We start from the raw sequence: 14,145 nt of genomic DNA, 5'->3' as shown, positions 1-14,145 counted from the left end.
TGGCGTTCTTTGCCGCACAGCTGGGTCGACTTATGACCCGAAGAGCTGGGCTGCTGGAGTCTGGACAATAACGAAAAAACATTAAAGCGAAGACGGCCGATTAGGCCGTTGAGACTTGCAATAAAGTTTTAATAAAAGTAAGACAGGAGGGAACAGCATGAACACAGGACACGTTCTTCAAGTTATGGGACCGGTTGTAGATGTCAAGTTCGCTAACGGCCAACTTCCAGCTATCTACAATGCCCTAACTGTAAATATTGATCGTCCCGGACAAGCTCAAGTCGTTTTGACGCTTGAAGTGGCTCTTCACCTTGGTGACGATTCAGTCCGTACAATTGCGATGGAATCCACTGATGGATTGCAACGCGGATCGGTTGTAACCGATTTGGGCAGCGCTATTACTGTTCCAGTTGGAGAAGCAACATTGGGCCGCGTATTCAACGTACTTGGTGAAATTATCGATTTAGGGGAAGAGATTCCTGCTACAGAGCGCCGTGATCCGATTCACCGCTTAGCGCCTACATTCGAACACCTTTCCACAGAAGTAGAAATTCTTGAAACAGGTATCAAAGTTGTCGACTTGCTTGCCCCTTACATCAAAGGTGGTAAAATCGGTCTCTTCGGTGGTGCCGGTGTAGGTAAAACAGTTCTTATCCAGGAATTGATCAACAACATCGCTCAAGAGCACGGCGGTCTTTCTGTATTCGCCGGTGTTGGTGAGCGTACACGTGAAGGAAACGACTTATTCCACGAAATGAGCGATTCTGGCGTAATCAAGAAAACGGCAATGGTCTTCGGCCAAATGAACGAGCCGCCGGGCGCACGTATGCGTGTTGCTTTGTCTGCTTTGACAATGGCTGAATATTTCCGTGACGAACAAGGCGCGGATGTACTCCTATTCATCGATAATATCTATCGTTATACGCAAGCAGGTTCTGAGGTATCAGCGCTTCTTGGCCGCATGCCATCTGCCGTTGGTTACCAGCCGACACTTGCGACTGAAATGGGTCAATTACAGGAACGGATCACGACAACAAGCACAGGTTCAGTAACGTCTATTCAAGCGATCTACGTACCAGCCGATGACTATACGGATCCGGCTCCGGCTACAACTTTCGCTCACTTGGATGCGACAACAAACCTTGAGCGTAAACTTTCTGAGATGGGTATCTACCCAGCAGTAGATCCTTTGGCTTCAACTTCACGTGCATTGTCACCTGAAATCGTTGGCGCCGAACATTACAACATCTCACGTGAAGTTCAAGAAACGCTTCAACGCTACAAAGAATTACAAGATATCATTGCAATCCTTGGTATGGATGAGTTAAGCGACGAAGACAAGCTGACGGTTAACCGTGCACGCCGTGTCCAAAACTTCCTTTCTCAGAACTTCCACGTGGCTGAACAGTTCACTGGCCAAAAAGGCTCTTATGTTCCTGTTCAAGAAACGATCAAAGGATTTAGAGAAATTCTTGATGGAAAATATGACCACTTGCCAGAAGATGCTTTCCGTTTGGTCGGACGCATTGAAGATGTTATTGCAAAAGCAAAAGGCATGGGCGTAGAAGTCTAAAACCAGGGACCAGGAGGGAAAAAAATGAAGACCATTACAGTCAATATTGTCACTCCCGACGGCCCGGTATACGATTCAGAAGTATCTATGGTTATTGCAGTTACAGCAACAGGCGAAATGGGCGTCCTGCCCGGCCACATTCCGACAGTCGCTCCTCTTGGAATCGGTGCAGTCCGATTGAAGAAAGAGAACTCGACAGAATTGGTAGCTGTAAACGGCGGATTTCTTGAAATCCGCCCTGAAAAAGTGACAATTCTTGCACAATCGGCTGAACTCGCTACAGAAATTGATTTGGCGCGTGCTCAGGAATCCGCTAAACGTGCAGAAGCACTTTTACAGGCAAATAAAGATGAAATCGACTTTAAACGTGCAGAATTGGCGTTAAAGCGTGCAATGAATCGTATCAACGTTTATGAGGGTAACATTTAAAGAAAAGCGTAAGCGCCCGTGTAGATTCGACGGGCATAAGAAAAACCAGCCGTGTGGCTTACTTTGCCACGCAGCTGGGTTGGATTATGACCCACGAATCTGGGCGCTGATGCTGGACAATAAGAAAAGCGTAAGCGCCCGTGTAGAGTCGACGGGCATAAGAAAAACCAGCAGTCTGGCGTACTTTGCCACGCAGCTGGGTTGGCTTATGACCCAAGAATCTGGGCGCTGAAGCTGGACAATAAGAAAAGCGTAAGCGCCCGTGTAGATTCGACGGGCATAAGAAAAACCAGCAGTGTGGCGTACATTGCCACGCAGCTGGGTTGGCTTATGACCCAAGAATCTGGGCGCTGAAGCTGGACAATAAGAAAAGCGTACGCGCCCGTGTAGATTCGACGGGCATAAGAAAAACCAGCAGTATGGCGTACTTTGCCACGCAGCTGGGTTGGCTTATGACCTAAGAATCTGGGCGCTGAAGCTGGATAGTAACAAAAGAAAAAGCGGGCAGAAGGGCAAGTGACTTTTGCCCGCTTTTACTATTCTGGAAAGGATGGATAAGATGGAAACCATGATTGGCCAAACCGCTTTAATTTCAATCTTCAGCCATATTTTCTTTTCGGGCGTTGCTTTTTACGCAATGCGCGCCGTAATGTTTGAAAAGTGGATCCATAAGCATCATGTGCTGCAAGCGCAAATTCTCTATATTTTTATCAGCATAGCACTCGGGACCATGGTATCTACTTTTTTCCTAAATATTTCATCTTGGTCAAGGCAATTGCCTTATCTGTTTTAAAATTGCCGTTTTGCCATGGCTCTGAAACTCATGGCTATGGCAAAACGGCAAAAGTTTTATTACCCGGGAAATAATCTTGCGTATAAGGTTTAAGCACAAGACAGAGGGGAAAAGGTCTATTAAGACTGGTAATAAAACGTGACTTTTCTCCCTAACGGACATAAAATGGAAGTATCTTTCGAATAACTTAACGTAATGAATAATTTTGATTAAAATAACTGCGCAAAATGAGAGTAAAGTTGCTTGTTTTTTACTAAAGAAGCAGGTAATATGAGTAAGGTTTTGTTTCTAAATAATGACATTGGACTTTAAACGTATATGGGATACATATAGATGACTATTAAACACATGGAGGGCATATTAGTGGATCAAATTATTGTAAAAGGCGGCCAAAAATTAAAAGGGAAAGTACGTGTGGAGGGTGCTAAAAATGCAGTTCTTCCGGTATTAGCCGGAGCGTTATTGGCTTCAAAAGGCAAGAGCATCATCAAAGAAGTGCCAAATTTGGCGGATGTCTACACCATTCAGGAAGTTTTGAAAAGCTTGAATGTTTCTGTTGAATACTTCCCGGAAAAAAATGAAATGCTGATCGATTCTTCAGCAACATTATCAAGCGAAGCGCAGTTTGAATATGTGCGTAAAATGCGCGCCTCGATTCTGGTAATGGGACCAGTTCTTGCACGTAATGGATTTGCTCGTGTAGCTTTGCCGGGTGGATGCGCTATAGGCTCACGTCCAATCGATCAACACCTTAAAGGGTTTGAAGCGATGGGTGCGAAAATCACTTTTGGCAACGGTTTTGTTGAAGCAAAAACAACAGGACGTTTACGCGGGGCTAAAATCTATTTGGATTTCCCAAGTGTCGGCGCAACTGAAAACATTATGATGGCTGCCGCTTTGGCAGAAGGTACAACATTGATCGAAAACGCTGCAAAAGAGCCTGAAATCGTCGATGTTGCAAATTACATCAATGAAATGGGTGGCCGCGTAATCGGAGCCGGTACAGATACTATGCGTATCGAAGGTGTGGAAGAACTGCATGGTGCTGAGCATTACATCATTCCGGATCGTGTTGAAGCTGGAACGTTCATGGTCGCTGCTGCAATCACTGAAGGCGACGTCATCATCGAGAACGCTGTTCCTGAACATATGGCAGCTTTGATCTCGAAGATGGGTGAAATGGGTGTTGATATTCAGGAAACGCAAGAAGGGCTGCGCATCCGTGCAAGCCGACCACTTCGTTCAATCGATATCAAAACCATGCCTCATCCGGGATTCCCGACGGACATGCAATCTCAGATGATGTCCTTGATGCTGACTGCTACGGGCAACGGCATTTTAACGGAAACTGTCTTTGAAAATCGCTTCATGCATGTGGAAGAGTTCCGCCGTATGAATGCTTCGGTCAAAATCGAAGGCCGCTCTGTAATCATGGAAGGTCCTTCAGCTCTACAAGGAGCGGAAGTGGCAGCTACAGATTTAAGAGCTGCGGCTGCATTGATTCTGGCTGGACTCGCTGCAGACGGAATCACACGTGTTAACGAACTTTATCATTTAGATCGCGGATATGTAGATTTTCATTTGAAACTGGCAGCTCTAGGCGCTGATATTGAGCGTGTAAGTGTTGAACAGGCTGAAACGAAAGTTGAGCAATTGGTCTAATTCTTTCATAAGGGGCTTGCAGCGCTAAATCTTAGCGTTGCAGGCTCTTTTTATGAATTCAGGTGGATCAACGAATTTTTGTCATTGCGTTCCTCACTATGATAAAATATTCAATTAAGAGAGTCTTTTTTTTAGCGATATGTAGGAATGGTGAACAACTTCAATCAGGAGGGCTACTTTTCCTTCGGTTGCAGAAATGGGATAAATGGGTTAGAAGGAGTGCGGGCTTGATGTTTTCAAAGGATATCGGAATCGATCTTGGAACAGCGAATGTATTGATCTACGTTAAAGGCAAAGGAATCATCCTGAACGAGCCTTCCGTAGTGGCCATGGACCAAAAAACCAATGAAGTGCTGGCTGTCGGAAAAGACGCGCACAAAATGATGGGCAGAACGCCGAAGCATATTGTGGCGGTCCGTCCGTTGAAAGACGGCGTAATCCACGATTTTGATGTTACGGAAGCCATGCTCAAGCATTTCATTCACATCCTGAAATTGAAAGGTTTCATGACCAAGCCGCGCATCCTGATTTGCTGTCCCACGAATGTCACGAGCATTGAACAGAATGCAATCCGTGAAGTGGCGGAAAAAGCAGGCGGCAAGAAAGTTTATGTGGAAGTGGAACCGAAAGTTGCGGCAATCGGTGCCGGCCTGGATATCTATCAACCGAATGCCAGTATGGTTATCGATATCGGAGGCGGAACAACAGATGTCGCGGTTTTGTCTATGGGTGATATCGTTACAAGTGAAACAATTAAAATAGCGGGAGATCGATTTGACCAGCAGATAATGAAGTATGTCAAACAACACCACAAGCTGCTGATCGGTGAAAAAACTGCTGAAAAAATCAAGCAGGAGATCGGTACGGCAGTGAAGCACGCTGAAGAGAAAGTAATGGAAATCAGGGGCCGTGATATTTTGACCGGCTACCCGAAAACATTGATCATCACTTCAAAAGAGGTTGAGTCTGCGCTTAAGGAATCGGTGGAATCCATTGTTGAGGCTACCCGTCTGGTGCTGGAGAAAACACCGCCGGAACTGGCTTCGGATATCATTGAAAGCGGAGCAATCCTGACAGGCGGAGGCGCCTTGCTGGAAGGCCTCGATCAGCTGTTGGCAGAGAAATTGGGAATTCCGGTCTCCATCGCAGAAAATCCAATGGAATGCGTAGCGCTGGGCACAGGATTGATGCTAGAAGCAAAAGAAAATATCTTCCGCCAGAGTAAACAGAGCCAAATAGCAGGTGGCAAAAACAGAGTATTCTAGTATAATGACTAGAGTTTAGACAAAAGGGAAACTTCCCTCGGCAGAAGAGCGTCTTCACTGAGGGAAAGCAGGACGAATGGATTTGCCCGAAATTCGGGAATTCAGTAGATGGAAAGGTTGACGGAGTGAATGGCTGAGCTGAAAAAAAACTTTTCTCTTCGGAAAAAAGCTGAAAAAGATGAGGTAAAAACTGAAGAGCCGAAAAAGACATGGTGGGTCCAAATCCGCCTGTTTCCCATTTGGCTCCGCATCATCATTGTAATTGCCTTGGTTGCTCTGGCTGCTGTTCTAGGCGCAATGGTGGGCTTTGGCGTTGTCGGAGACGGCGAACCGGCCGATGCGTTGAAATGGGAAACTTGGCAGCACATATTTGATATTATGAGTGGAAAATAGGCTTTAGCGATTGCTGAAGAAAAATAGAAGGAGTTGAATCGATTGTTGACAACTGAACAAATTCAAGCGATTTTACCGCATCGATATCCATTTTTGATGGTGGATCGGATAGTAGAAATTGAAGCCGGAAAGAAAGCGGTCGGCTTAAAGAATGTATCTGCGAATGAAGAATTTTTTAACGGACATTTTCCAGGATACCCGGTGATGCCAGGTGTCTTGATTGTTGAAGCGCTGGCACAGGTTGGCGCGGCAGCTGTCCTGCAATTGGATGCCAATAAAGGCCGTCTGGCGTTCTTCACAGGCATTGATAACTGCCGCTTTAAACGGCAGGTTATACCAGGTGATCAATTGCGACTGGAAGTTGAGTTGACGAAACTGCGCGGTTCTATGGGCAAAGGCCATGCAATTGCCACCGTGGACGGAGAAATAGCATGCGAATGCGATATTCTCTTTGCGTTGGGACCTGTTTCTGAAGCTAAGTGAATAAGCTTTCTTGAGACAGCAAACCTTACCAGCAAAGGCTTCTCGTTTTAGAAATGGAGGTTACTTAGATGTATAAATCATTATCACCGAGTGTGAAAAGCAGTATAACAAAATCAATCTCAAAGAATTTCGAAAAATACATGGCGCAGATCGAGTGGAAAGAGGAGCGTTTTCAGTTAACGGATTTTATGGATACATGGAAAGCCTATATTGAAAATGAAGCAAAGTGGTACAAGCAAGTACCTGAAGAGGTAAAGGCTGCCCCTGAGTTCCATGAAAGCATTGCTGAAAAGATCAACCAGACAATCGATCGCATTTTAAAGGAACCTCCTTCAGAAGAGCAGGTAGCCCGTATAGAAATCACACAAGAAACTTTACATACCTCCTACGATTACGCTTGCAGAGCAGAAGCGGACTTTGTAGAACGCAAACTCAATTCGACAAAATCAAACTACTAAGCTGTCACTAAACCATCGCTGCATGCCGGTGGTTTTTTATCTGCACAAAAATCCGAGCAGATTTACTTCATAGAAAGTAAATCTGCTCGGATTTCTTATTTGTCTGCCTATAATTTAAAGCTGGACCGTTATGATTTTGCCTCATCTTTTCGCAGGCCTGGACGTGTGCGCATATCCGTTTCGAAGCGCTCAAGCAATTCTTGTCCTTCAAGTCCATCTTCAAGCAACTCCGACAGCAGCGTTTCTGCATATTTTCGGCGAGCCCGCTTCAAGGTGCCTTTCATAAGGACAGAAATATGATCCCCCATGACCTTTACTGCACACACCACTACTTCAAATGGGGCCGGTTCGTTTCCAGGATAGGAAATGACGACTTGGACCGCTATTGTTTCTTCAATGTTCTTTAAGTGTTCAAACGTTTCCTGGTGGGTCAAGTCGATCAGCATTTCCAGGATCCACGAGCGTTCAGTGTTCTCCTGGTTGATGATGATGCCATCATGTACCGGATAATCGGTCACTTGATCCTCTATTTCAATACCCAGTGACAGCATTTTGAATGTTTTCATGCAGCAATGCCTCCAATACACTAACTTTGTTTCAGTATAGCATATTGAAGATTTGGGTGGCGAACGGAAAAGGGCATGTAAAAAAATGTGAGCTATCCCAAAAGACATTTTTGATTTGGCAGATCCTTTAGCTGGAACTCAATCATTTCAACTAAACAATACGTAAAGAAATTCAGGGGATCTTCCAAAAATGAGATATGAAGGCGCAAAAACCCGCAAAAAATAATTTTTTCGTTTTTGCAAAGAATTCAATCTTCTTAGTATGCTTCAAGTAAGCGAAAGGAGGTGAGAAAATGAATCAAGTCGGAATTGTAGGACGTTTAACAAAAGATCCAGCCATGCGGGTCATGAATGAAGGGCGGATACATACTTCCTTCATCGTAGCGGTCTCCCGAAACTATAAAAATCAGAAAGGAGAAACGGAAACAGATTATGTCCTTTGTTCCACTTGGGGCAAGCCTGCCCACAATGTCTCGAAATACTGCGTCAAAGGATCACTGGTCGCTGTTACCGGCCGCCTGCAGTCACGCTCTTACGATAAAGAAGACGGGACGCGCATCTATGTGACGGAAGTACTTGGCGATCAGATCCGGTTCCTCGACAGAAGAAAACCACAAGAAGAAACCGCCCCTCAGCCGGAAGCATCGCAGTCAGATGAAGACTTCGATTTCCAACCACCAGGGACGGAGCAAGTAAATGCATAAGCAATTTTAAAAAAGGAGGCACTTAGCGATGCCGAAAGATGTACAGCTGCAACTGGAAGTGCATATGGAGCAATTGATCAAACTAACCGCTTTGCTCCATCAGCGATTGGCAGAGGCGGAGCGGGAACTAAGTGAACTGAAATCGATCTTCCGTTCCGTTCAAAAAGGGTGAATATTCACGTCTAAAAGGGGAATCCGGCCAGGTGGGGACCTGGCCGGATTATTTGAAATCAAATTAAGTTATATTAGTTGAACTAAAGAAATTACCTTTTCAATTCAAATTAGTGTGANAGGGGAATCCGGCCAGGTGGGGACCTGGCCGGATTATTTGAAATCAAATTAAGTTATATTAGTTGAACTAAAGAAATTACCTTTTCAATTCAAATTAGTGTGAAGAAACGAAGAAAGCGCTCCAGGCGGATGCTTTCCGCGGACGAAGCGCTGAGCCTCCTCGTCGCAAGCCCGTAGGAAAGCGGAGCTGGTTTGTGGAATATCCATAATTAAATCATTTCTGTTATGGCATATTTGTTCAACTTATATAGTTAAAGTGAATACGTGAACAATTCCTTCAAGTCATTATCCGATAGGTCGGTCATCCACTGACTGGATTGGATGAATTCTTCGGACATCGATTGCTTTTGCACCAGCAGGGCATCGATTTTCTCCTCGATCGTCCCGATCGTTACAAATTTATGGACATGGACAAATTGCGTCTGTCCGATGCGGTAGGCGCGGTCAGTCGCCTGGTTTTCGACAGCCGGATTCCACCATCTGTCCGCATGAAGAACGTGAGTTGCAGCGGTCAAATTAAGGCCGGTGCCACCTGCTTTCAAGGATAGGATGAAAATTGGGAATTTACCAGCCTGGAAAGAAGCCACAAGTGAATCACGCTGCTGTTTCGGCATGCTGCCGGTCAAGAATGGCACTTCATGGCCATACAGCTCATTTATGGCCTGTTGCAGCAAATGCCCCATTCCGATGTATTGCGTAAAGATCAAACATTGTTCCCCGCGTTCTGCAATTTCCCCGGCCAAGGTCACAATGCGCTCCAGTTTTTGAGAACGGGGCATGATTTCAGCAGCGCTCGTATACGGCTCTTTCAAGTACAGAGACGGATGATTACATAGCTGCTTCAATTTGCTCAGCATTTTCAATACCAGCCCTTTTTTCTCAAAACCTGTGAGCGTCTCCATTTTCTGCACCGTATCCTGTACCAACCCTTCGTAAAGAGCGGCCTGTTCGGGCGTCAGAGGACAATACTCCAACTGTTCCAGCTTTTCGGGCAGGTTCAATTGCAGGTCCGGATCTTTCTTCGTCCGGCGCAAAAGGAAAGGCTGAATCCGTTGACGCAATTTTTCCTTATGTTCTTCAGAATTGTCGCGTTCGATTGGAATCATGAAGTTTTCCTGGAACTGCTTGATGCGGTACAGGTAGCCTTTATTGATAAAGTCGAAGATCGACCACAACTCAGACAGGCGGTTTTCAATCGGTGTTCCCGTCAAGGCGATATGGTGGTCACCTTTGAACTTGCGGATCGTCCGCGATTGTTTGGTGTACATATTCTTGATGTTCTGTGCTTCATCCAGCGTAATGCTCGACCAATGCAGGCTCTGCATTTCTTCGCCGTCAGAAGACGCAATGCCGTAAGTCGACAACACGACATCCGGTTTTTCTTCCGCTAAAAAGGCATTGAATTCTTCGCCTTTCGGACGGATGCTGCCGTAATGGGTGACAACCTTCAAAGCAGGCGCAAAACGTTCCAATTCCTTCTGCCAGTTGCCGAGCACAGAAGTCGGACAGACAATCAGTGAGGGCTGATCCGGATTCTTTCCATGCACATGCAAGAGGTACGTAATCAGCTGAACGGTCTTTCCGAGCCCCATATCATCCGCTAAGCAAAGCCCAAAGCCTTCTTCGCGCATAAACACCAAATAATCGAAACCGATCTTCTGGTAAGGGCGCAGCTCCGTCAACAGGTTCTGCGGCAAGGCGGTTTCCGGCAGGTCGCGTTTGTCCAGCAGCTTATCCAGCAAGGTTTTCAGAGAACGGTTCAAATGGAATTCAACCAGCGGATCTTCTTCGTCCGCTGTCTCCTCCAACATGATTTCGGGAACGTTCTGGAACAGCATATCTTTGATTGTCCAGTCTGCATCTTCCGCTTCTTCAATCATTTTCCGCAATTGCATCAACAGGTTTGAATCGACACGCACCCATTCATTGCCGATGCGGATAAATTCTTTGTTTTCGGAAACGAGGCGTTGGAAATCCTGCATGCTCAATTCATGGCCATTCAGCGAAAACTGCCAGTCAAAATTGACGATCTGGTCAAGCCCGACAACCGATGCTTTCTTGATCGGTGAGTTGACGTTGGCTTTGACACGGATCTTCGACTCCTGGACGGCCTTCAACCATGAAGGAATCGACACTTCAACACCGAAGGCCTGGAGGATTTCTGCATCATTGCGGAGAAACTCGAGAATTTCTCCATCTGTCCACTCAGCGTGGTAAAAACGGTCTTCATCAAACCGCTCAACAGAAGGGCATAAACTCAACAGCAGCGCTTGGCGCTCTTTGATATCTTCGGTAAACGCGCGCCACTTCTCAGGCAAGGCCTTATCGATCGGTTCATCGGCACGGCGTTTGGAAGGCGACCAGTAGACACTGCCACGTTTCGAGCGCATTACGACTTTAAAAGACCAAAACTCATCCGCATCCGGTTCGCTCAGTTGTACGGCGACGACATAGTCATCTGCATCCGCCATTCCCTGCCACCCTGCTTTTTGGACAAAACCTTGAATATAAGGCAGCTGAGCAACCGATAAGCCTTTCTGGCGCAATTGATGATGGATCGTATCGCTGAGGAATGTCCGGATTTCCTGATCTCCGTACTTATCACTGATGACAATGTCTCCGTCTTCAACCGAAACATGGTCCCATAATATTGGATCGCTTAAAGAATCGGCGACTTTTCCAGCAAGTTTCAACCAGCCTTCATCTTCTGCACGCTGTCCGGCGAATGTCACGTAATGGTGAGGTTCGCTTTGAAATAGACGTACAAAATCAGCGGGAGTCAACACCAGGTCCAAACCATCTGTCTGAGCTGTCAAACCGAAAAAGCTGTCCTTGTCCAAAAAATACAAATACGGTTTCCAGATTTCCGGAGGAATCCGGTTGCCGGCTTCATTGGTAGCCTGAATACGGAAAAGCTCTCCACGATTAATGGTTAGATAGTAGAGGCGGCTTCCTTCAGTTTGGAATTGATTCATATCAGATTTCCTTTCTCGATCTCTTCCTGGAGTGCACGCAGGCGTTTATTCTGCGTACGGATTTCATTGATGTATGCAGTCCAGAACTCCATTTGACCGCTTTTCTTGCAGGCGGCCTTCATCTTTTTCCAGATACGGACCGCTTGTTTATAGCTCGGGCGATTGCGCTCTTCAAGGTGAGCCAGCGCATACCTGTGGAACAGCGGGAGTACATAATCTGGTGCTGCCGTCTGGACTTCCTTGAGTCCGCATTCCTCTGCAAAATACAAAGGCGAATTATGGAGATGATGCAATTCTGCCCATTGTTTGTATAATTGTTTTTCGACTAAGTAAGCAGAGTAGGCGGGCAGCCCGTAATGGCCGAATTGCTTGAACAGATCCTCCCAGTCGTACTCGCTCAATTCGATTTGTGAAAATAAGCGGCTGAGCGTACGTACGTATTGATGGCGATATTGTGTATAAAGCCCTTCAAAAAGGAAGGTCTTTACATGTGGTTTGATTGCCAGCAAAATAGTCGTCAATGCCTGCGGATGATTTTCCCCTTCGGCAAGAACCGCCAGTTCTACCCAATCATGCGTTTCGTTCGGTGATATTTTTTTGATATCCAAATCTTTCTTTAAAATGACAGCGAAAAACGCCTTCAATCGTTCATCCGGATTTTTCAATGCGGCCAGTTCTTCTTCACGAAGTCTGCTGGTGGTGAACAAATTGGTCCAAAACAGCTGGTAAAGTGAGAAACGCTGTGAAAACGAACTGTCCTTCACTTCCATAAATTCACGAATCAAGGTTTTCAAGTATTCAAAAAAAGCATCCGCTTCAAATGTTCGGTGTTGAACACGCAATTGAGCGAGCAAATCACGTAATTCATGCAGTTCATCGTCAAACCATGTTTTGAAGAATGAGTGATGGACTTCCTGAGTGCCGGCGATGAAGGTAGCCCACACTTCCGTCAAGGAAATAAAATGCGCATAGGCGCGGTACAGCACTTTCCACTCCCGCTCTAAAGGCACATAGGATAAGGCGTTTTTCAGACGTCCATCGTACATCTGTTCAAAATAGAAGTAATTCCGGGTGGTGTAATCTGGAATCGCATCACGCCAGATGCTGCGGATCAGCTTTGTCCATTGTTCAGGAGAGCGTTTTTCAGACAACAAAGCCAATTGTTTGCTTTCAGGCTCACGCCATGACGCTACCCATTCGGAAAGAGAACCGATTTTTTGATATAGCGCAAAAATGACCGCCAATCGGTGACGGCACATCGTCTCCTGCGGACAAGCGCATATTGCCGTGAGCTTATCGAAATTGAGAATGACTTTAACTGCATGTGCATCTTTGACAATTGCCTCGAGTAAAAGCCGTTCCTCATTGAACGACTGAATCTGTACGCCGTCATGGCGCACTAAAAAGACTGCTTTTCGAACCATTTCTTCATCCGAAGCACGCGTCGGTAGAAGTGATTTGTCGATAGCAGCCATATAATTGTGAATCGTATCTTCGAATCTTTTCGCCAGGGATTGAACCGTAGCCATATGCATCGCCCCAAAATAAAACTTTCCTTCTATTATACGTCTTTCTGACTGCTCCGTAAACGATGAAGAATACTTTGCTCTTCCATCTCCCGGAAAGCCGCTGGTTTATTTTTCGGTAGTCCTTGTTTTATGTAAAGTAAATGGTACTATAGTAGTAATAAAGTTCTAAATAATTTAATGGAGATAGGAGAATGATCGTTGCTCAATTCGTTTGTTTTGGAAATCCCCGACTTGCGTTCTGTGTTGCATCCAAAGGACGTTGTGGCTTGGGAAGTAATCTATGCGAAAGCTGAATTGGTATTTGGTAAGATCAGCTGGCAAATTTCGTCAGATGGTGATTGTTACAGTATCCAAAACCCGCGGCTGTTTCCGGATTACCTGGAACAGATACAGGTCGATTTCAAAATGAACCGAATCATTTTTTACAAACGGCAAATGTCAGATGAAGAGTTCCATAGCCTGGTGACTTATATTATGGATAAAGTTTCGATTTACATCAATCCGGATGAAATGCATTTCATGGTCAGTCCTCCGCGGCATCGCCACCAGCGGACACGCAGCAAGAAATAAGGAAGCTCTATATGAAAAGCCTGTACGCCAATCCGAGTTTTGGGATGGTGGACAGGCTTTTTCTGTTGGGGTAGTTTTAGAACGGTTTTATAAATCGCTTCGTCCTTTAGAGAGGATTAGGTTTGTGTGATTCTGTAAGTGGTTTAAGTGGCAGTATTCTTTACGGGTTCTGTAAATCGCTTCGGCGCTTTGGAGAGGACTCCCGCCATAAGCCGGGCACCGCTCCGCTTGCCAGTCTTATGGCTTCGTCCCCTCCGATGGAGCGCCGGCGCTTGGTGTATTTTAATACGCAGCCAGCATTTTTTGGGTGGGTGGTAAGGAAAGTAAGGTTCTGAAAACGCTTGGCAGCGGTGGTGCACGCGCCTTCGGTTGGGAATGGTGGCATATTTTTCTGGTTCTTCTAAAAAGGTTTGAAGAAGACGCAATAATTTTGTCTTGTATTTATTAAAAATTG

General features: G+C 45.7%; 14 protein-coding genes. 11 read left to right on the top strand and 3 right to left on the bottom strand.

The annotated features are described in order from the left end of the window. The first annotated feature begins 157 nt into the window (after positions 1-157). The 8 genes from atpD (at position 158) to K8U60_RS04230 (ending at position 7,056) form a co-directional block, all read left to right on the top strand. On the top strand, positions 158-1,573 hold the full coding sequence (atpD, locus tag K8U60_RS04265; protein ID WP_223634832.1) for a F0F1 ATP synthase subunit beta: 1,416 nt from the start codon (positions 158-160) through the stop codon (positions 1,571-1,573). Between the two features lie 24 nt (positions 1,574-1,597). Then, on the top strand, positions 1,598-2,002 hold the full coding sequence (locus tag K8U60_RS04260; protein ID WP_223634829.1) for a F0F1 ATP synthase subunit epsilon: 405 nt from the start codon (positions 1,598-1,600) through the stop codon (positions 2,000-2,002). Between the two features lie 559 nt (positions 2,003-2,561). Next, on the top strand, positions 2,562-2,795 hold the full coding sequence (locus tag K8U60_RS04255) for a DUF1146 family protein (protein ID WP_223634826.1): 234 nt from the start codon (positions 2,562-2,564) through the stop codon (positions 2,793-2,795). Between the two features lie 363 nt (positions 2,796-3,158). After that, on the top strand, positions 3,159-4,457 hold the full coding sequence (gene murA, locus K8U60_RS04250) for a UDP-N-acetylglucosamine 1-carboxyvinyltransferase (protein WP_223634899.1): 1,299 nt from the start codon (positions 3,159-3,161) through the stop codon (positions 4,455-4,457). A 230-nt stretch (positions 4,458-4,687) separates the two neighbouring features. Then, complete coding sequence (gene mreB / locus K8U60_RS04245; protein WP_223634823.1) at positions 4,688-5,722, top strand: rod shape-determining protein; 1,035 nt, start codon at positions 4,688-4,690, stop codon at positions 5,720-5,722. Positions 5,723-5,851: 129 nt separating this feature from the next. Further along, the gene (locus K8U60_RS04240) at positions 5,852-6,115 is read left to right on the top strand and encodes a DNA-directed RNA polymerase subunit beta (protein ID WP_223634820.1); all 264 of its coding nucleotides are present in this window, start codon (positions 5,852-5,854) and stop codon (positions 6,113-6,115) included. Positions 6,116-6,157: 42 nt separating this feature from the next. After that, on the top strand, positions 6,158-6,598 hold the full coding sequence (gene fabZ / locus K8U60_RS04235; protein WP_223634818.1) for a 3-hydroxyacyl-ACP dehydratase FabZ: 441 nt from the start codon (positions 6,158-6,160) through the stop codon (positions 6,596-6,598). A 68-nt stretch (positions 6,599-6,666) separates the two neighbouring features. After that, positions 6,667-7,056, top strand: coding sequence for a hypothetical protein (locus K8U60_RS04230; RefSeq protein ID WP_223634816.1), 390 nt, complete (start codon positions 6,667-6,669; stop codon positions 7,054-7,056). Positions 7,057-7,184: 128 nt separating this feature from the next. Here K8U60_RS04230 and K8U60_RS04225 read toward each other — a convergent pair whose 3' ends face one another. Then, positions 7,185-7,622, bottom strand: a complete 438-nt coding sequence (locus tag K8U60_RS04225; protein ID WP_223634814.1) for a YwpF-like family protein — start codon at positions 7,620-7,622, stop codon at positions 7,185-7,187. Between the two features lie 293 nt (positions 7,623-7,915). Here K8U60_RS04225 and K8U60_RS04220 point away from each other — a divergent pair, with 293 nt between their 5' ends. Both K8U60_RS04220 and K8U60_RS04215 read left to right on the top strand, forming a co-directional pair. Beyond that, positions 7,916-8,326, top strand: a complete 411-nt coding sequence (locus K8U60_RS04220) for a single-stranded DNA-binding protein (RefSeq protein WP_223634812.1) — start codon at positions 7,916-7,918, stop codon at positions 8,324-8,326. A gap of 28 nt (positions 8,327-8,354) precedes the next feature. Then, positions 8,355-8,498 carry a hypothetical protein gene (locus K8U60_RS04215; protein WP_169314366.1) on the top strand — a complete coding sequence of 48 codons (144 nt, stop codon included), beginning with the start codon at positions 8,355-8,357 and terminating at the stop codon, positions 8,496-8,498. 370 nt (positions 8,499-8,868) lie between these two features. Here the strand turns inward: K8U60_RS04215 and K8U60_RS04210 are convergent, their stop codons facing one another. After that, positions 8,869-11,592, bottom strand: coding sequence for a DEAD/DEAH box helicase (locus K8U60_RS04210; RefSeq protein ID WP_223634810.1), 2,724 nt, complete (start codon positions 11,590-11,592; stop codon positions 8,869-8,871). Then, the gene (locus K8U60_RS04205; RefSeq protein WP_223634808.1) at positions 11,589-13,121 is read right to left on the bottom strand and encodes a hypothetical protein; all 1,533 of its coding nucleotides are present in this window, start codon (positions 13,119-13,121) and stop codon (positions 11,589-11,591) included. The genes K8U60_RS04210 and K8U60_RS04205 overlap by 4 nt, the downstream gene beginning before the upstream one ends. Before the next feature lie 198 nt (positions 13,122-13,319). Between K8U60_RS04205 and K8U60_RS04200 the strand changes: the two genes are divergently transcribed. Further along, entirely contained in the window at positions 13,320-13,691 is a 372-nt protein-coding gene (locus K8U60_RS04200) for a hypothetical protein (protein ID WP_223634805.1), read from the top strand. Positions 13,692-14,145: the final 454 nt, after the last annotated feature.

Origin of the sequence: Planococcus circulans (assembly GCF_020023385.1) — a bacterium.
Classification (GTDB): Bacteria; Bacillota; Bacilli; order Bacillales_A; family Planococcaceae; genus Planococcus.
Note: the sequence above shows the minus strand (reverse complement) of the source record. Positions and strands in the feature narration are given on the sequence as shown.

Bases quoted from the DNA above. Each gene is read 5' to 3' on its own strand.
- K8U60_RS04205 (WP_223634808.1), bottom strand. From the start codon at position 13,121: ATGGCTACGGTTCAATCCCTGGCGAAAAGATTCGAAGATACGATTCAC.
- K8U60_RS04230 (WP_223634816.1), top strand. From the start codon at position 6,667: ATGTATAAATCATTATCACCGAGTGTGAAAAGCAGTATAACAAAATCA.
- K8U60_RS04210 (WP_223634810.1), bottom strand. From the start codon at position 11,592: ATGAATCAATTCCAAACTGAAGGAAGCCGCCTCTACTATCTAACCATT.
- mreB (WP_223634823.1), top strand. From the start codon at position 4,688: ATGTTTTCAAAGGATATCGGAATCGATCTTGGAACAGCGAATGTATTG.
- K8U60_RS04240 (WP_223634820.1), top strand. From the start codon at position 5,852: ATGGCTGAGCTGAAAAAAAACTTTTCTCTTCGGAAAAAAGCTGAAAAA.
- K8U60_RS04260 (WP_223634829.1), top strand. From the start codon at position 1,598: ATGAAGACCATTACAGTCAATATTGTCACTCCCGACGGCCCGGTATAC.
- atpD (WP_223634832.1), top strand. From the start codon at position 158: ATGAACACAGGACACGTTCTTCAAGTTATGGGACCGGTTGTAGATGTC.
- K8U60_RS04220 (WP_223634812.1), top strand. From the start codon at position 7,916: ATGAATCAAGTCGGAATTGTAGGACGTTTAACAAAAGATCCAGCCATG.
- K8U60_RS04215 (WP_169314366.1), top strand. From the start codon at position 8,355: ATGCCGAAAGATGTACAGCTGCAACTGGAAGTGCATATGGAGCAATTG.
- K8U60_RS04225 (WP_223634814.1), bottom strand. From the start codon at position 7,622: ATGAAAACATTCAAAATGCTGTCACTGGGTATTGAAATAGAGGATCAA.
- K8U60_RS04255 (WP_223634826.1), top strand. From the start codon at position 2,562: ATGGAAACCATGATTGGCCAAACCGCTTTAATTTCAATCTTCAGCCAT.